This window comes from Flavobacterium sp. MR2016-29, assembly GCF_015350695.1.
GTDB lineage: Bacteria > Bacteroidota > Bacteroidia > Flavobacteriales > Flavobacteriaceae > Flavobacterium.
The window spans coordinates 156,839-174,663 of sequence record NZ_JADKPU010000001.1; the positions used below are offsets into that span (position 1 = coordinate 156,839).

The following is a 17,825-nucleotide window of genomic DNA, read 5'->3' on the forward strand; positions in this document are numbered from 1 at the left end:
TGAAACTTGAAACTTCTTTTTAGCTTAATCTAATTTCAGAAACACAAGCTCCTGTTGGAATCATCGGAAAAACATTGTTTTCCTTTTCTACCATAACCTCTAAGAAATAAGAATCTTTTGAAGCCAGCATTTCTGCTACAGCTGCATCTAAATCTTCTCTGTCGGTTACTTTTTTAGATTTGATGTAATATCCTTCAGCAATTGCGGTAAAATTTGGATTAATCATATTTGTTGAAGCATATCTGTTATCAAAAAATAACTCTTGCCATTGACGCACCATTCCTAGAAATTCGTTGTTTAAAACCACGATTTTTACTGGAACCTTAGTCTGGAAAATAGTTCCCAATTCCTGAATTGTCATCTGGAATCCTCCGTCTCCAATAATGGCTACAACTTCACGGTCCGGTCTTCCCATTTTGGCTCCAATTGCAGCCGGAAGTGCAAATCCCATTGTTCCTAATCCTCCAGAAGTAATATTACTTTTGGTCGAATTAAATTTAGCATAACGACAAGCAAACATCTGGTGCTGACCAACATCTGATACTATAATTGCATCACCGTTTGAATGTTTGTTGATCATTTCCATAGCTTCTCCCATCGAAATTCCTTTATTATTTGTCGGATTTAATTCTTCTTTTATAACAGAATCAAATTCGATTTTATGAAATTCTTTGAATTCATTGTGCCAAGCATCATGAGAATTTTTCTCTATTAACGGCAATAAAGCATTTAAGGCTTCTTTTACATCTCCTAAAACAGCAACTTCAGTCTTCACATTTTTATCAACTTCAGCAGGATCAATTTCAAAGTGAATTACTTTTGCTTGTTTTGCATATGTTTTTAAACTTCCTGTAACGCGGTCATCAAAACGCATTCCTAACGCAATTAAAACGTCACATTCATTCGTCAGCATGTTCGGACCGTAATTTCCGTGCATTCCTAACATTCCAACATTCAATGGATGATCTGTAGGTAAAGCTGAAAGTCCTAAAATTGTCCAACCTGCAGGAATTCCTGATTTTTCAATGAATGCTTTCAGTTGTTCTTCGGCTTGACCGAGAATAATTCCTTGACCAAAAACAATAAAAGGTTTTTTAGCACTATTGATTAAAGCTGCGGCTTCGGCCACTTTCTCTAATTTTAATTTCGGAACCGGAACATAGCTTCTGATTGCCGTACATTTTTCATAACTAAAATCAAACTCATCAAACTGAGCATTTTTAGTAATATCAATCAATACAGGACCTGGACGGCCAGAACGTGCAATATAAAAAGCTTTTGCAATGATTTCTGGAATCTCAGAAGCCTCTGTAATTTGATAATTCCATTTCGTAACCGGAGTTGAAATTCCGATAATATCTGTTTCCTGGAAAGCATCAGAACCTAATAAATGTTTCCCTACTTGTCCTGTAATACAAACTAATGGAGTCGAATCGATCTGAGCATCTGCAATTCCGGTAACTAGATTTGTTGCCCCAGGGCCAGAAGTTGCAATCGCAACTCCCACTTTTCCTGTAGCTCTGGCATAACCCTGAGCTGCGTGCGTTGCACCTTGTTCGTGACGTACTAAAACATGGTGTAATTGATCTTGAAATTTATATAATTCGTCATAAACTGGCATGATGGCACCTCCGGGATAACCATAAACCAAATCTACTCCTTCTGCTAATAAACATCTTATAACGGCTTCTGCCCCTGATATTTTCATAGTATATTTTGTTTTCAAAAATCAATTTCAATATTCGTTGATATTGCAACTGATTTTTGATATTGTTATTTATTAATTATCGGTAACGCAACCTGTTGATGCACTTGATACCGATCTGGCGTATTTAAGTAAAACTCCTTTTGTAACTTTCAACGGTGGCTGTACCCAAGCCGCTTTTCTTGCTGCAAATTCTTCGTCAGATATCTTCAGGTCGATTGTATTTTTTACAGCATCAATAGCAATTAAATCACCATCTTTAACTAGCGCAATACCTCCGCCATCATAAGCCTCTGGTGTAATGTGTCCTACGACAAAGCCATGTGAACCTCCAGAGAATCGACCGTCTGTGATTAGTGCACAGCTGCTTCCTAATCCGGCTCCGATAATCGCAGATGTAGGTTTTAGCATTTCAGGCATCCCCGGACCACCTTTTGGTCCACAATACCTGATGACGACTACACTGCCTGGTTTTATTTTTCCGGCTTCAAGACCCGGAATTACTTCAAATTCACCTTCAAATACAACAGCAGGCCCTTCAAAATATTCTCCTTCTTTTCCGCTGATTTTTGCAACAGCACCTTCAGAAGCAAGATTTCCGTATAAAACCTGAATATTTCCTGTTGGTTTTAAAGCTTTTTGAATTTCATGAATCACCTGTTGTCCGTCTTGTAAATCTGGAATACTTGCTAAGTTTTCTGCAACAGTTTTTCCAGTTACAGTTAAACAATCTCCGTGAATTAATCCTTCTTTCAATAAATATTTCATTACTGAAGGAATGCCTCCAACAGCGTGAATATCTTCCATCATATATTTACCACTTGGCTTCATGTCAGCCAAAACTGGTGTTCTATCATTAATTGCCTGAAAATCATCTAAAGTAATTTTGATATCAACAGCATGAGCCATTGCAATCAAGTGCATAACCGCATTTGTAGAACCTCCTAAAACTGCTACAATTGTAATAGCATTTTCGAAAGCTTTGCGCGTCATGATATCTTTTGGTTTGATATCTTTTTCTAATAAAACTTTAATCGCTTCTCCTGCCGCAAGACACTCCTCTCTCTTTTCTTGGCTTAAAGCTGGATTTGACGAGCTGTAAGGCAAACTCATTCCTAATGCTTCAATTGCAGAAGACATTGTGTTTGCAGTATACATTCCGCCACACGCACCAGCGCCTGGGCATGCGTTTTGAATAATTCCTTTAAAATCTTCTGGAGTTATTTCTTTTTTTACTTTTTTTCCTAAAGCTTCAAAAGCTGAAACAATATTTAGAGATTCGCCTTTCCACTTCCCTGAATGAATCGATCCTCCGTAAACCATAATCGACGGACGGTTAACTCTTCCCATTGCAATAAGAGCTCCAGGCATATTTTTATCACAGCCAGGAATTGCGATGATACTATCATACCATTGTGCTCCCACAACTGTTTCGATAGAATCTGCAATTACATCACGAGAAACCAATGAAAAACGCATTCCTTCAGTACCGTTCGAAATTCCGTCACTGACACCAATAGTATTAAAAATAAGTCCGACCAGACCTGCATCCCAAACACCTTTTTTAACATCTTTTGCTAAATCATTCAAGTGCATGTTGCAAGTGTTGCCATCGTAACCCATGCTCACAATGCCAACCTGTGCTTTTTTCAGATCTTCTTCAGTTAAACCAATCCCGTACAACATCGCTTGCGCGGCTGGTTGTGTTTGATCTTGAGTGATGGTCTTGCTGTACTTATTTAATTCCATTATGTATTATTTTATTTTAATTTTTGTTCAAAAAAAAACCTTCCAAATATTGGAAGGTTTGTAATATAGTTTTTCAATTATATTTATACCATTCCCGATGCAGATGTGTGAATCACATTGACAGCAACGACAGAAATAATAATAATAATTGAGATTTGCATCATTTATTTTTTAGTGTTCCAAAAGTATAAAAACTTATAGGACTAAAAAAATAAAATCTCAACATTTTAAATACTTCTTGTTAATTCATTCAGCTTTTATAATAAAAAACTAAACAATTGTCGATTGTCCGATATGAACGTTATCATTATTAAAATATAGCAAGTCGTCTTTGCTGAAAATAAAGTTAGAAACAAACTCCCCTACTTCATTTGTACCGAATTTTGAATCTGGTTTTAAATCAACAGTAACCACTTTATATTCAATTGCTTTTTCTACCGCTTTATAAATTACATTAGCTTCTTTAGTCAATCCAAAATGCTCTAGCAAAAGTGCCGCTGCTAAAATCGAAGCAATAGGATTGGCAATGTTTTTTCCTTTTGCCTGCGGATATGATCCGTGAATTGGTTCAAACAAAGCATTCTTTTCTCCTAAAGATACTGATGGAAGTAAACCAATAGATCCTGTGATTACACTAGCTTCATCAGATAAAATATCTCCGAATAAGTTCTCAGTCAAAATCACATCAAATTGTTTCGGATTTAAAATCAGCTGCATTGCTGCGTTGTCAACAAATAAGAAATCAAGCTTAACATCTGGATAATTTTCGCTCACTTTCTGAACTACTTTTCTCCACAATCTAGAAGTTTCCAAAACATTTGCTTTGTCGACCATTGTTAGCTTTTTACGTCGTTTTTGTGCCGATTTAAAAGCTAAATGTGCAATCCTTGTAATTTCTTCTTCTGAATATTCACATAAATCTGAAGCATGTGTTCCTTCTTCATTAAGTGTTTTCGTTCCAAAATACGCACCGCCTGTTAATTCTCTGAAAATTGTAAAATCAGCTCCTTCAATAATTTCTCTTTTTAAAGGAGAAGCATCAATTAATGCTTTATAAGGTTTAATTGGGCGAATATTTGCAAACAAACCTAATTCTTTACGAAGCCTCAATAAACCTTGTTCTGGTCGAACTTTTGCATTCGGATTATTATCATACTTAGGATCTCCGATTGCGCCAAGCAAAACAGCGTCAGTATTTAAACAAAGATTTAGCGTTTGTTCCGGAAGCGGATTTCCAGTTTTATCAATAGCAACTGCGCCCATGAGTGCTTCTTCAAAAACAAACTCATGATTATATACTTCGCCAATAGCGTATAAAGCTTTTTTGGCTTGTAAAATTACTTCTGGTCCTATTCCGTCTCCTGGTAAAACTGCTATTTTCAAATTCATAACGTCTCGTTCTTTATGTATTTAAATCTTTATTATTTTTCTCTTTCTTCTTTGCTTTATTTTCTATTCTTAACTAGCTTCTGATTAAATCACCTTCGATTTTCGAAGCTTCTATAATCTGATGAATGTCTGCGTCAACCACTTCTTTTTTGATATCAGCAAATTTCAAAAACTCAACATATACAATATCCAATTGTACTTTAGTAAGTTCATAACCTACTTTTTTCGCACGGTAGGCCAAAGCTGCTCTTCCGCTTCTTGCTGTCAAAATAATTGATGATTCGTTTACACCAACATCGAGCGGATCCATGATTTCGTACGTTGCTCTGTTTTTAATAACACCATCTTGGTGAATTCCAGAACTGTGTGCGAATGCATTTGCACCAACAATTGCTTTGTTTGGCTGCACAATCATTCCCATGCTTTCAGAAACTAAACGGCTCATTTCGTTTAATTCTCTTGTATTGATATTAGTATCTAGGTTTAAGTATGGATGTTGTTTGAAAATCATCACGACTTCTTCAAGTGCTGTATTTCCTGCTCTTTCTCCAATACCATTAATAGTACATTCTATTTGTCTTGCTCCATTTATTGCTCCTGCAATTGAGTTTGCAGTTGCCATACCTAAATCATTATGACAGTGGCAAGAAAGGATAACGTTTTCGATTCCTTTTACGTTTTCTTTTAAATATTTAATTTTTGCTCCATATTCTTCTGGAAGACAGTATCCTGTTGTATCAGGAATATTTAAAACGGTTGCGCCAGATTTTATTACTTCTTCACAAACCTTTGCCAAGAAAGCGTTATCTGTTCTACCTGCATCTTCGGCGTAGAATTCGACGTCTTCTACATACGATTTTGCATGAGAAACAGCAAACTTTGCTCTGGCAATAATATCTTCTCTTGTGGTATTTAATTTATGGAGTATATGAGATTCTGATGTTCCAATTCCTGTGTGGATTCTTGGTCTTTTAGCATGTTTTAAGGCAGCAGCGGCAACATCAATGTCATTTTTTACGGCTCTTGTCAGTCCGCAGACGGTTGCATTTTCTACAATTTTACAAATCTCAGAGACTGATAAAAAATCGCCCGGGCTTGACACAGGAAAACCTGCTTCGATGATATCAACTCCCATTTTGTCTAGTCGTTCTGCGATAACTAATTTTTGTTTAGTATCTAACTTACATCCTGGAACTTGCTCGCCATCGCGCAAAGTGGTGTCAAAAATTTGAACTTTCTCTCTATTCATATTCATTTATTTAATGTAATTTCACATCTTGATAACAAATATATATTGTACTTATGCAGTATGAAATTCATTTTAATGAAATTATACTGTTCATAACGCAATTTATAAGGTGTTAAATATTTAATAATCAATAAGTTATATTATTATTTTTTACAATGGCTAACCATCAAAAAGATTTCTTATTTGTTCTCATAAAATCACTTTCTAAATCTGAAAAAAGGCAGTTTAAAATTTTTGCAAGCCGATTAGAAACAAGTTCGAATACTAAATTCATTGAATTATTTAATATTTTAGATAAATCTGAAACGTATGATGAAAAGCTTATTCTAAAAAGCGGAATTATTAAAAAAGTTCAGCTATCCAACTTAAAATCATACTTATACAAACAAATTTTAGTTAGTATTCGATTGAATATTCCAAGCCAGAATATTCGTTATCAATTGCGCGAACAAATTGATTTTGCGGGTATTTTATATAATAAAGGATTGTATAAGCAGAGTTTGAAAATTCTGGACAAAACAAAAATGATTGCGCTTGAAAATGACGAAAAATATATGGCGTATGAAATTGTTGAATTCGAAAAACTAATCGAATCACAATACATTACACGAAGTATTCAAGGCCGTGCCGATGAGTTGGTAATTCAGGCAAAAGAATTAAACTACAGAAACACCATTTCAAGCAAATTATCTAATCTTTCGCTTCAATTATACGGAATCATGCTTAAAACAGGTTACGTAAAAAATGATGAAGAATACAAATACATTGATGATTATTTCAATAAACATATTGCGAAATTAGACGAAAGCAAATTTGGATTTCGTGAGAAGTACTGGTTTTACAATGCGAACTTATGGCGCAGCTTCCTGGTTCAGGACTTTTTAGCAAGTTATAAATTTGCCTACAAATGGGTAAGATTGTTTTATGACAACCCAAATATGATTTACCAGAATCCAGTATTTTTTTTAAAAGGAAATCATTATTTTTTAGAATCACTTTATATGTTGAAATATAAATCGAACTTTAAAAAATACCTTTCACTTTTAGAAGAAACGATTGAAGATGATAAATTCCCGGTAAATGATAATATTGCGTCGCTGTCATTTCTATATGTATACAACAATAAATTAAATCTGCACATTCTGGAAGGTACTTTTGCTGAAAGTGAATATTTGATTCCTGAAGTTTTGGACAAAATAAAACTGCACAGTGAACATCTCGACGAGCATCACGAAATGCTGTTTTATTATAAAATTGCCTCTATTTATTTTGGAAATGAAAAGTATACTGAATGTATTTATTATTTAGATAAAATCATCAATAACAAGAACTTAAGCATGCGCGAAGATTTAATGTGCTTTGCGAGATTATTGTCTTTAATTGCGCATTATGAGTTAGGAAAAGATTATTACTTAGACAATCATCTTAAAAGCACTTATAAATTTCTATTAAAAATGAACGACTTGCACGAAGTTCAAAAAGAGATCATTAAGTTTTTAAGAAACTTGAATAACTTTTATCCTGCAGATATTAAGAACGAATTCAAAAAAATGCATGCCCGCTTTGTTGAGCTTGAAAAGAATACTTACGAAAAAAGAGCTTTTTTATATCTGGATATTATTTCGTGGCTTGAAAGTAAAATTGAAAACCGCAAAATTGCTGATATAATTAAAGAGAAAGCAAAGCTGAATAGTCGTTAATTTAAATTTTAATCCCGAGGCTTTGGAAAAAATCCCAATAAAAAAAGCTCTGAAAACATGTTTTTCAGAGCTTTTTCTGTCATTTCGACCGAAGGGAGAAATCACACTCGAAACTCTACAAAGCTTAGCTACTATGCGGAAATACTAGTGTGATTTCTCCCTTCGGTCGAAATGACATACTTTATATACAAAAATCCCAAACTCCACTTAATTGGAATTTGTGATTTTAGTATTGGAATTTAAATAACTATTCTACAATATTAGAACTCGTTACATAAAAATCTTTATCAACTTCTAAAGTTCTGTTTTCATTAGTTGTTTTCTCAGATTGCCATTCTGTTGTTGGTTTCAGCCAAGTATCAACACCATTTATTTTTACTTTAACAGGCATATCAAATTTTGCAACGCAATTTGTCCAGTGATAACCCAAAGTTCCATTTTTAAAAATATATTCAAAAACAGGAATTTGTGTTGTTGTCAAATATTGAGCAAATACTCTATTGAAGTTAATTCCAGATTGTGTATTAATATAATCTTCAATATCTTTTGAAGTAACTGTTTTATGATAAAAAGTACTATTTAAGCCTCTTAAAATCGATTTCCATTTTGCATCATCGTTAATAATTTGACGAATTGTGTGCAGCATGTTTGCTCCTTTCGGATACATATCTCCTGATCCTTCGTTATTTACATCATAGTGTCCAATAATTGGCGCGTCGTTGCGAATGATTTTTCTACAGCCTCTAACATATTCAGCTCCTGCATCTTTTCCATAATAATATTCTATGAAAAGACTTTCAGAGTAATTTGTAAAACTTTCGTGAATCCACATGTCTGCAATATCTTTATAGGTAATATTGTTTGCAAACCATTCGTGTCCAGACTCGTGAATAATGATAAAATCAAATTTTAATCCCCAGCCTGTTCCGCTTAAATCACGGCCTAAATAGCCATTTTTAAATTCATTTCCATAAGTAACACTGCTTTGGTGTTCCATACCTAAATAAGGCGCTTCAACAAGTTTGTAGCTATCTTCGTAAAACGGATAAGGTCCAAACCAATTTTCAAACGCTTTTAGCATTTTTGGAGCATCTTTAAAATGCTCTTTAGCAATTGCCAAATTATCTCTTAAAACATAATAATTGCAATCTAAATCGCCTTTTTCTCCTTTATATTTTTCTGAAAAATTAACATAATCACCAATGTTGATATTAACACCATAATTATTAATTGGGTTTGAAACGTACCAATTAAAGGTTTTGGTTCCGTCTTTTTCTTTTTTAACGCTTTTCAGTCTTCCGTTCGAAACATCAGTCAAATCTCCTGGAACGTTTACACTAATTAGCATATTTTCTACTTCATCATACATATGATCTTTGTTTGGCCACCAAATACTGGCACCTAAACCCTGACAAGATGATGCAATAAAATCTTTTCCGTTTTTATCTTTTTTCCAAGTGATTCCTCCATCCCAAGGCGGACGGACAGCTTCTTTAGGTTTTCCTCCAAACGAAATAATGATTTCTTTTGTTTCTCCAACTTTTTGTTTTGCTGTTAATTGAATAAAAAAGGCATTTCCGTCTCTTTGAAATTTCAATTCTTTGCCATCTTGAGTCACTTTATAAATCTGCATTGGTTCCTGCAAATCAATCTGCATTTTATTATATTCTGTCAAAACAGTATATTTTACAGTATTCGAACCCGTAATGGTTTTTTCCGCTGGATTTACTTTTACATCTAAATGATAATATTTTAAATCCCACCAAGCTCTTTCTTTTGTAATGCTTCCGCGTAAAGTGTCCTGATGTGTAAAAACGGTTTCAGACTTATTTAGAAGTCCTTGAGCATTTGCTGTAAAACCAATTAAAAGGGCGATAATAACGCCACCAAAGTATTTTTTCATTATTTATAAATTTGGAATAAGTAGGCTGTTATCGTTTCTCGATGCTTTTAGGATCGAGACGAAACACATCAACAAAAGTAAACATTCAGATCAAGTTTTTATTAATTTTATAATTTCTATTAGAAAAATTTAATGTTAAAATTCATTATTCTTCTTTATTTTAGCCATATTAAAGTCTTTAATTCTGTTTTATGAAACCTATTCAAATTGTTTATTTTTTGTTTTTTACTTGCTCAATAACAATATATTCTCAAAATAATATGATTCATAATATAAATGATAAAATAACAATTGACGGAGATTTATCAGATTGGAAAACACCTTTTTTGGGTCCGTTTGTAATTCACAATTCAGGAGAAAAAGCTACACAAAATACAATGGTTTCACTTTCGTGGAATAATGAAAGCCTCTACATCGCTTATAGTGTAAACGATTCTAAGATTATTGGCAAAGTTAAAAAGAAGGATTCTGAAATATACAAAACAGATGATTTAGTAGAAATTTTCATCGATCCTGATGGAGATGGTCAAAATTACATAGAAATTGGAGTGAATGCTTTTTCAACAAATTACGATATGCTTCTCAAATGCATTTCTGCAGATTGCGGCGGATGGAAAACTTCAATGAATTTTAATATTGATGGGTTAGAAACTACAAGCAAAATAACGAAAGATGGCTTTTGTTCAGAAATTAAAATTCCATTTTCAAGTATAGAACAAATTCAAAATGGCAATTTTTCAAAACCTAAAACAGGTACAAAATGGAAAGTAAATATGTTTAGAATTGATTACGGTGACATTACAGAATATCTTGCATTACAACCTTATAAGAGCCTGAATTTTGGTTTTCATCAACCGAAAGAATTTGCAGTTTTTGAGTTTGTGGAGTAATTTTTGAAAGGTTTAATTTGTTTCAAGTTTCAAGTTTAAGGTTACTTCACATCACCTGAAACTTGAAACTTGAAACTTGAAACCTCAAAAAAACAAAATATTTTACTTTTGTCGTTTCTTCAAAACATCCACGACATCATTTAGTTGAAAACCTTTTGCTTGTAATAAAATTAGATAATGAAATAGTAAATCAGCACTTTCGCTTAAAAACAAATCATCGTTGTTATCTTTTGCCTCAATTACTACTTCTACAGCTTCTTCTCCTACTTTCTGAGCTATTTTATTGATTCCTTTTTCGAACAAAGAAGCTACATAGCTCTTCTCAGAATCAGCATTTTCTCTACGAATTTTAATTGTATCTTCTAAATGAGAAATAAAACCATAATTTGGATCATTGGGTTCCTGCCAACACGTATCTGCGCCTGTGTGGCATGTTGGCCCAACAGGTTTTGCCTGAATTAAAAGCGTATCGCCGTCACAATCATTTTTAATACTCACTAAATTCAAAAAGTTGCCACTCTCCTCGCCTTTTGTCCAAAGCCTTTGTTTTGAGCGACTAAAAAAAGTTACTTTTTGTGTTTCAATTGTTTTTTGAAGCGATTCTTCATTCATATATCCCAGCATCAAAACATTTTTAGTTTCTGAATCCTGGATGATTGCCGGAATTAATCCGTGGGAGCTTTTTATATCTATGTTCATTTTTATTTTAGATTTTAGTCCCGATCCCGAAGCCTCGGGACGGGATAGATTTTAGATTCTCTGAATTCTATATTTTTATTTCTTTTTTATTTCTCTAATGTTTACTCTTTCCTCTTGCTTCTTGCCTCTTTTCTTTATTTCCTAAAGCCTAACCGCAATCTCATTTTTCCTCAATTCTTCTTTCAAAGCTTTAATTTCGATTTCTTTAAAGTGAAAAACGCTTGCTGCCAAAGCTGCATCTGCTTTTCCTTTTTTAAATGAATCTACAAAATGCTGCATATTTCCTGCGCCGCCAGAAGCGATAATCGGAATATTGATTAAAGTCGATAATTTGGCCAAAGCTTCGTTTGCGAAGCCATTTTTAGTTCCGTCATTGTCCATCGAAGTAAATAGAATTTCTCCCGCTCCACGTTCTGCCACTTCAACCGCCCAATCAAATAAATTAAGTTCTGTTGGCACCTTGCCTCCAACTAAATGCACAATCCATTGTCCGTCAATTTGCTTGGCATCAATCGCCACAACTACACATTGGCTTCCAAATTTTTGTGCCAGATCATTAATCAATTGTGGATTTTTTACTGCCGATGAATTAATAGAAACTTTATCTGCTCCATTATTCAGTAAGATTTCAACATCTTCTACAGACGAAATTCCACCGCCAACTGTAAACGGAATATTGATCTTTTCCGCTACACTTCGCACCATATTCACCAACGTTTTACGACGTTCTTCTGTTGCTGAAATATCCAGAAAAACCAATTCATCAGCTCCTTCTGCCGAATAAATTTCAGCCAATTCTACAGGATCTCCGGCATCACGCAAGTCAACGAAATTAACACCTTTTACAGTTCTTCCGTTTTTTATATCCAGACAAGGAATAATTCTTTTTGCTAACATTTTTTTAGTTGTTTCACAGAGATTCACGAAGATTTCGCAGAGTTACACAAAATTTTAGTGAATCTTTGTGTTTGCTTTGTGCACCTTTGTGAAATACTCTAATTTTATTTACTCAAATACAGGACTCAAAAATGTTCTTTCGTAACTAATTATACATCTTGTATCTTCTGCAATTTTAAAAGCTTCTACACACTCTTGATCGTCTTTTGAAAACATTTTTTTTCTGTAATCTTCATAGTCCGCAAAACTCGGAAACGAAAATAAGGCATAAGCGATATTATTTGCTCCTTCCGAAGGCATAAAATAACCGTGATGCTGACCTCCTAAACGGTTTACGATTTTAATCCATCTTTTTCCATAATCCTCAAAAGCCTCTAATTGATAAGGATCTATGATGTATTTCAAGTGACAAGTTATCATATCTTTAATGTGTTAATTAGAAAATTATTCAATTAGATAATTTTAAGCACAATGTAAAAAATTATCTAATTATCAAATTATCTCATTTGCTAATTATAAAGTTTTCCAGTTGTTTTAACGTAATCCTGCCTTCATAGATTGCTTTTCCTATGATTGTTCCTTCGCAGCCTAATTCAGCTAATTTTGGTAATTCGTCGAAAGTTGATATTCCGCCAGAAGCAATTAATTTTACGCCAACGGCTTCTGTTAAAATTTTTCCATACAAATCAAAACTTGGACCTTCTAACATTCCATCTTTTGCGATATCAGTACAGATAACATACTGAATTCCTTTCATCTGATAATCCTGAATAAACGGAATCAAATCTTCATCTGAATCTTCTAACCAGCCTGAAACTGCTATTTTCTCATCTTTGGCATCTGCTCCTAAAATGATTTTATCTGAACCGTATTCGGAAATCCATTTTTCAAAAATCGCTCTGTTTTTCACCGCAATACTTCCGCCTGTTATTTGATTTGCACCACTTTCAAAAGCAATTCTTAAATCATCATCAGATTTTAATCCTCCGCCAAAATCAATTTTTAAGCTGGTTTGTGAAGCAATTTGTTCTAATATTTTATAATTCACGATTTTACTTGATTTTGCTCCGTCAAGATCTACTAAATGTAAATATTCAATTCCGTGTGCTTCAAAGGATTTCGCTACTTCAAGCGGATTTTCATTGTAAATTATCTTGGTATCATAATCACCTTTGGATAAACGAACACATTTTCCGTCAATGATATCTATGGCTGGTATTATTCTCATTTTATTTTTTTATTAAAAGATTTAAAAATTGAATGATTTAAAGATTTCTGATTTTTTTAATCTTTAAATTGTTCAATCTTTCAATTTTAAAAAGTTCTCCAAAATTTTCTCTCCAACCGCACCACTTTTCTCTGGGTGAAATTGAGTTCCATAAAAATTATCTTTTTGCAAAGCCGATGCATATTCTAACTCGTAATTCGTGGTAGCAATGGCTTCATCGCAATTTGGGGCGTAAAAACTATGCACCAAATACATGAATTCATTTTCGGAAATATCTCTAAACAAATCCGATTTTAAATTGTAAATCTGGTTCCATCCCATTTGAGGCACTTTTACCTGATTTGAAAACTTAATGACATCGACATCAAAAATTCCTAATCCTTTGGTATTTCCTTCTTCAGATGAATTGCACATCAATTGCATTCCCAAACAAATACCTAAAACGGGCTGTTTCAAATTCGGAATCAAACTGTCTAAACCGCTTTCACGAAGTTTAATCATCGCCGAACTCGCCTCGCCAACACCAGGAAAAATAACCTTATCTGCCGCACGAATTTCATCTGGGTTATTACTCAAAACAGCTTTAAAACCAAGCCTTTCAATAGCAAACATAATGCTCTGAATATTTCCTGCTCCGTAATTTATGATTACTATTTTCATTTAATTTTTTGTTTGTTTTGTTTCAGGTTTTAGGTTTCAAGTTATGGTACTGAACGTGAAACCTGAAACTTTAAACTTGAAACAAAATTCTTTAAAGCATCCCTTTAGTCGAAGGTAAAATCATTTTTTCTGTATCTCTTTTCACTGCAACTTTTATTGCTTTCGCGAAAGCTTTAAAGATCGCTTCAATTTTGTGGTGTTCGTTGATTCCTTCTGCTTTGATGTTTATGTTGGCTTTTGCTCCATCAGAGAATGATTTGAAGAAATGGTAAAACATTTCTGTTGGCATTTTTCCCACCATCTCACGCTTGAATTCGGTTTCCCAAACGAGCCAGTTTCTTCCACCAAAATCAATCGCAACCTGCGCTAAACAATCATCCATTGGAAGACAGAATCCGTAACGTTCTATACCTAATTTGTTTCCTAACGCTTTCGCGAAAACTTCCCCTAGGGCAATTGCAGTGTCTTCAATGGTATGGTGTTCATCGACTTCTAAATCTCCTTTTACGAGAATTTCCAAATCCATTTGACCGTGACGCGAAATTTGATCTAACATATGATCGAAAAATGCAATTCCGGTTTCGATTTTGCTTTTTCCCGTTCCGTCAAGATTTAAATCGATAAAAATATCGGTTTCATTAGTTTTACGCGTAATCGAAGCCGAACGCGCTTCTAATTTTAAAAACTCATAAATCTTTTTCCAGTCTGTCGTTTGTAAAATAATGGTTTCGTCTAATTCTTCACGTTTTGATGAAATTTCATTACTTCCCGCTCCATCAGTCATGTTCATAAAAATGGCTTTTGCACCAAGGTTTTTCGCCAATTCAACATCCGTTAAACGATCTCCCAAAACAAAAGAATTTTGTAAATCATATTCAGGATTATTCAAGTATTTGGTCAACATTCCGGTTCTTGGTTTGCGAGTTGGCGCATTATCTTCCGGAAAAGAACGATCAACAAAAATTTCATCAAACAAAACACCTTCATTTTCAAAGGCTCTTAAAATAAAATTCTGCGTTGGCCAAAACGTATCTTCTGGAAAACTATCTGTTCCTAAGCCGTCCTGATTGGTTACCATTGCGAGTTCATAATCCAATTCATTGGCAATTTTAGCCAAATATTGAAATGCTTTTGGATAAAATTCAAGTTTATCCAAACTGTCTAATTGTAAATTTTCCGGTTCTAAAACGATCGTTCCGTCACGATCGATAAAAAGTACTTTTTTCATGTTTTATATTTTTGAGACCTAACAGGTTTTAAAAACCTGTTAGGTCTTCTAGACTTTATAATAATTTCAATTCTTTAATTAAAACTGCATTTTCCGCAGGAATTCCAATCGTAAAACGCAGGCAATTTTCGCATAATGGCTGAGTTGTTCTGTTACGAATTACAATTCCTTTTTCAATTAATTGATCATACCTTTTATTCGCATCATCTACTTTTACCAAAACAAAATTAGCCTCTGTTGGGTAAATTTTCTCTACAAAACTCACTTCAAGTAAAACTTTAAGAAGTTCCTCTCTTTGTTCAATAATAGAAGCTATTTCCTGTTTAATTTTAGCTGAATCATTCAAACGAACAATTGCTCTTTGTTGCGTTAGTTCATTTACATTATAAGGTGGTTTTATTTTGTTTAAAACCGAAATAACAGCTTCAGATGCATAGCAGATTCCTAAGCGAATTCCGGCTAAACCATATGCTTTTGAAAGTGTTTGTGTAATCACTAAATTTGGATACTCGTCTATTTCTGTCAACCAGCTTTCTTTGTCTGAAAAGTCAATGTACGCTTCATCAATCACAACCAATCCTTTAAAGTTTTGAAGTAATTTCACCACACTTTCATCAGAAAAAGAATTTCCTGTTGGATTATTTGGTGAACACAAAAAGATGATTTTTGTATTGTCATCAACAGCATCTAAAATTTTCTCAACTTGTGGCTGAAAATCTGTTGAAAGTAAAACTTCTCTGTTTTCTACCGCGTTTATATTTGCCAAAACGCTGTACATTCCGTACGTTGGCGGCAACGAAATAATATTGTCTGTTTTTGGTTCGCAAAAAGCTCTGAAAAGCAAATCCAGAACTTCGTCGCTTCCATTTCCCAGTAAAATCTGACTTGATTTTACGTTATTATTTTTTGCTAATATTGCTTTAACCGAATTTTGCTGCGGATCCGGATAACGGTTTACTCCATTTTGAAACGGATTTTCATTGGCATCCAAAAAAATCATTTCTGCAGTATCAAAATCCTCAAACTCATCTCTCGCAGAGGAATACGGTTTTAAGGTTTTTACGTTTTCACGTGTTATGGTATTTATATCGAATTTCATTTTTCTTTATTTTTAAGAAGCTAGAACCAAGATAAAAGAATTTGTGAAAATCTTGACTCTTGCTCTCTCTTCTATTCTCTTGCTTCTATTCTCTCTATTCTAAACTCTTCAATCTTAAAGTAACCGCATTTTTATGCGCTTGCAAACCTTCAGCTTCAGCCATAATTTCAATCGCTTTTCCTATGTTTTGAATTCCTTTTTCAGATATTTTCTGGAACGTCATCGATTTCATAAAACTATCCAGATTTACTCCGCTGTAATTCTTTGCGTATCCATTTGTAGGCAGTGTATGATTGGTTCCTGAAGCATAATCCCCTGCACTTTCAGGAGTATAATTTCCGATAAAAACTGAACCTGCGTTTACAATTCCGTTACAATAAAAATCATCATATTCAGAGCAGATAATAAAGTGTTCCGGCCCGTATTCATTGATTAAATCTAATGCAATCTGATCACTTTCAACAAAAATCAATTTCGAATTTTCGATTGCTTTTACAGCTATTGCTTTTCTCGGAAGAACTTCAACCTGAGATTGGATTTCTTTTTCAACATCATTGATCAGTTTTTTTGAAGTAGAAACCAAAATAACCTGACTATCTGTTCCGTGTTCTGCCTGAGACAATAAATCGGAAGCAACAAATGCGGGAACTGCAGTCTCATCTGCCACAATTAATAATTCTGATGGACCTGCAGGCATATCGATTGCAACGCCAAACTGCGTTGCCAACTGTTTTGCCACTGTTACAAACTGATTTCCAGGGCCAAATATTTTAAACACTTTTGGAATAGATTGTGTCCCGAAGGTCATTCCGGCAATTGCCTGAATGCCACCAACTTTTAATATTTTCGTAACACCGCATAAATTTGCCGCGTACAAAATTGCAGGATTTATTTTTCCACTTTTATCTGGTGGCGAACATAATACAATTTCTTTGCAACCTGCAATTTCAGCTGGCACAGCTAGCATTAAGACCGTAGAAAAAAGAGGCGCGGTTCCGCCCGGAATATATAAACCAATTTTCTGAATTGGTCTTTTTTCCTGCCAGCAATTAACACCTTCGATAGTTTCAATTTCAATTCTATCTGTTTTTTGTGCTTTGTGAAATTTATAAATATTATCTTTTGCTAATTGAATTGCTTCTTTTAATTCATTTGAAATCAGACTAATCGCTTCTTCAATTTCTGCAGTTGTAACTTCATAATTATCTAAAGCTATTCCATCGAAAATAGAAGTGTATTTTGCTACAGCTTCATCTCCTTTTTTCTGAACTTCTTTAAAAATTTCTTTAACCGTAACCTCTATATCATCGATCGTTTTGGTTGGTCTTTTTAATATTTCTGACCAGGTTTCTGGTTTTGGATTGTCTATTTTATTCATTTTTTTTATGCTTTATGCTATAAGCTTTTTGAATTATCTTTAATTTCTTTG

General features: G+C 33.9%; 15 protein-coding genes. 2 read left to right on the forward strand and 13 right to left on the reverse strand.

Annotated features, from left to right (window positions below; translation table 11 throughout):
• Positions 1 to 19 precede the first annotated feature (19 nt).
• From ilvB to IR010_RS00775, 4 genes are all read right to left on the reverse strand, one after another.
• Complete coding sequence (gene ilvB, locus IR010_RS00760; RefSeq protein WP_194566126.1) at positions 20 to 1,708, reverse strand: biosynthetic-type acetolactate synthase large subunit; 1,689 nt, start codon at positions 1,706 to 1,708, stop codon at positions 20 to 22.
• Between the two features lie 72 nt (positions 1,709 to 1,780).
• Positions 1,781 to 3,454 carry a dihydroxy-acid dehydratase gene (gene ilvD, locus IR010_RS00765; RefSeq protein WP_194600759.1) on the reverse strand — a complete coding sequence of 558 codons (1,674 nt, stop codon included), beginning with the start codon at positions 3,452 to 3,454 and terminating at the stop codon, positions 1,781 to 1,783.
• Between the two features lie 270 nt (positions 3,455 to 3,724).
• Entirely contained in the window at positions 3,725 to 4,843 is a 1,119-nt protein-coding gene (gene leuB / locus IR010_RS00770) for a 3-isopropylmalate dehydrogenase (protein WP_194566130.1), read from the reverse strand.
• A gap of 73 nt (positions 4,844 to 4,916) precedes the next feature.
• Entirely contained in the window at positions 4,917 to 6,092 is a 1,176-nt protein-coding gene (locus IR010_RS00775; protein ID WP_082447139.1) for a 2-isopropylmalate synthase, read from the reverse strand.
• A gap of 155 nt (positions 6,093 to 6,247) precedes the next feature.
• On the opposite strand from IR010_RS00775, the gene IR010_RS00780 reads away from it, so the two are divergent.
• Positions 6,248 to 7,792 (forward strand): hypothetical protein, encoded by a 1,545-nt coding sequence (locus tag IR010_RS00780; protein WP_029270240.1) that lies wholly within the window; start codon positions 6,248 to 6,250, stop codon positions 7,790 to 7,792.
• Between the two features lie 247 nt (positions 7,793 to 8,039).
• Here the strand turns inward: IR010_RS00780 and IR010_RS00785 are convergent, their stop codons facing one another.
• On the reverse strand, positions 8,040 to 9,695 hold the full coding sequence (locus tag IR010_RS00785) for a M1 family metallopeptidase (RefSeq protein ID WP_194600762.1): 1,656 nt from the start codon (positions 9,693 to 9,695) through the stop codon (positions 8,040 to 8,042).
• A gap of 260 nt (positions 9,696 to 9,955) precedes the next feature.
• On the opposite strand from IR010_RS00785, the gene IR010_RS00790 reads away from it, so the two are divergent.
• Positions 9,956 to 10,585: a carbohydrate-binding family 9-like protein gene (locus IR010_RS00790; RefSeq protein ID WP_228515043.1), complete on the forward strand. Its 630-nt coding sequence runs from the start codon at positions 9,956 to 9,958 to the stop codon at positions 10,583 to 10,585.
• Positions 10,586 to 10,687: 102 nt separating this feature from the next.
• On the opposite strand, the gene hisIE is transcribed toward IR010_RS00790, so the two are convergent.
• From hisIE to hisD, 8 genes are all read right to left on the reverse strand, one after another.
• Positions 10,688 to 11,290, reverse strand: a complete 603-nt coding sequence (gene hisIE / locus IR010_RS00795; protein WP_317174427.1) for a bifunctional phosphoribosyl-AMP cyclohydrolase/phosphoribosyl-ATP diphosphatase HisIE — start codon at positions 11,288 to 11,290, stop codon at positions 10,688 to 10,690.
• Positions 11,291 to 11,425: 135 nt separating this feature from the next.
• Positions 11,426 to 12,181 (reverse strand): imidazole glycerol phosphate synthase subunit HisF, encoded by a 756-nt coding sequence (gene hisF, locus IR010_RS00800; protein ID WP_029270232.1) that lies wholly within the window; start codon positions 12,179 to 12,181, stop codon positions 11,426 to 11,428.
• Positions 12,182 to 12,289: 108 nt separating this feature from the next.
• Positions 12,290 to 12,601, reverse strand: a complete 312-nt coding sequence (locus tag IR010_RS00805; protein WP_194600771.1) for an NIPSNAP family protein — start codon at positions 12,599 to 12,601, stop codon at positions 12,290 to 12,292.
• A gap of 82 nt (positions 12,602 to 12,683) precedes the next feature.
• Positions 12,684 to 13,409, reverse strand: coding sequence for a 1-(5-phosphoribosyl)-5-[(5-phosphoribosylamino)methylideneamino]imidazole-4-carboxamide isomerase (hisA, locus tag IR010_RS00810; RefSeq protein ID WP_194600773.1), 726 nt, complete (start codon positions 13,407 to 13,409; stop codon positions 12,684 to 12,686).
• A gap of 72 nt (positions 13,410 to 13,481) precedes the next feature.
• Positions 13,482 to 14,069 (reverse strand): imidazole glycerol phosphate synthase subunit HisH, encoded by a 588-nt coding sequence (hisH, locus tag IR010_RS00815; protein WP_194600776.1) that lies wholly within the window; start codon positions 14,067 to 14,069, stop codon positions 13,482 to 13,484.
• 91 nt (positions 14,070 to 14,160) lie between these two features.
• On the reverse strand, positions 14,161 to 15,297 hold the full coding sequence (gene hisB, locus IR010_RS00820) for a bifunctional histidinol-phosphatase/imidazoleglycerol-phosphate dehydratase HisB (RefSeq protein ID WP_194566144.1): 1,137 nt from the start codon (positions 15,295 to 15,297) through the stop codon (positions 14,161 to 14,163).
• Between the two features lie 55 nt (positions 15,298 to 15,352).
• The gene (gene hisC / locus IR010_RS00825) at positions 15,353 to 16,396 is read right to left on the reverse strand and encodes a histidinol-phosphate transaminase (protein WP_194566146.1); all 1,044 of its coding nucleotides are present in this window, start codon (positions 16,394 to 16,396) and stop codon (positions 15,353 to 15,355) included.
• Between the two features lie 94 nt (positions 16,397 to 16,490).
• Positions 16,491 to 17,774: a histidinol dehydrogenase gene (gene hisD / locus IR010_RS00830; protein WP_194600779.1), complete on the reverse strand. Its 1,284-nt coding sequence runs from the start codon at positions 17,772 to 17,774 to the stop codon at positions 16,491 to 16,493.
• Positions 17,775 to 17,825: the final 51 nt, after the last annotated feature.

Bases quoted from the DNA above. Each gene is read 5' to 3' on its own strand.
- IR010_RS00790 (WP_228515043.1), top strand. From the start codon at position 9,956: ATGATTCATAATATAAATGATAAAATAACAATTGACGGAGATTTATCA.
- IR010_RS00775 (WP_082447139.1), bottom strand. From the start codon at position 6,092: ATGAATAGAGAGAAAGTTCAAATTTTTGACACCACTTTGCGCGATGGC.
- hisH (WP_194600776.1), bottom strand. From the start codon at position 14,069: ATGAAAATAGTAATCATAAATTACGGAGCAGGAAATATTCAGAGCATT.
- hisD (WP_194600779.1), bottom strand. From the start codon at position 17,774: ATGAATAAAATAGACAATCCAAAACCAGAAACCTGGTCAGAAATATTA.
- ilvB (WP_194566126.1), bottom strand. From the start codon at position 1,708: ATGAAAATATCAGGGGCAGAAGCCGTTATAAGATGTTTATTAGCAGAA.
- ilvD (WP_194600759.1), bottom strand. From the start codon at position 3,454: ATGGAATTAAATAAGTACAGCAAGACCATCACTCAAGATCAAACACAA.
- hisA (WP_194600773.1), bottom strand. From the start codon at position 13,409: ATGAGAATAATACCAGCCATAGATATCATTGACGGAAAATGTGTTCGT.
- IR010_RS00805 (WP_194600771.1), bottom strand. From the start codon at position 12,601: ATGATAACTTGTCACTTGAAATACATCATAGATCCTTATCAATTAGAG.
- hisC (WP_194566146.1), bottom strand. From the start codon at position 16,396: ATGAAATTCGATATAAATACCATAACACGTGAAAACGTAAAAACCTTA.
- hisB (WP_194566144.1), bottom strand. From the start codon at position 15,297: ATGAAAAAAGTACTTTTTATCGATCGTGACGGAACGATCGTTTTAGAA.
- hisF (WP_029270232.1), bottom strand. From the start codon at position 12,181: ATGTTAGCAAAAAGAATTATTCCTTGTCTGGATATAAAAAACGGAAGA.
- IR010_RS00785 (WP_194600762.1), bottom strand. From the start codon at position 9,695: ATGAAAAAATACTTTGGTGGCGTTATTATCGCCCTTTTAATTGGTTTT.
- leuB (WP_194566130.1), bottom strand. From the start codon at position 4,843: ATGAATTTGAAAATAGCAGTTTTACCAGGAGACGGAATAGGACCAGAA.
- IR010_RS00780 (WP_029270240.1), top strand. From the start codon at position 6,248: ATGGCTAACCATCAAAAAGATTTCTTATTTGTTCTCATAAAATCACTT.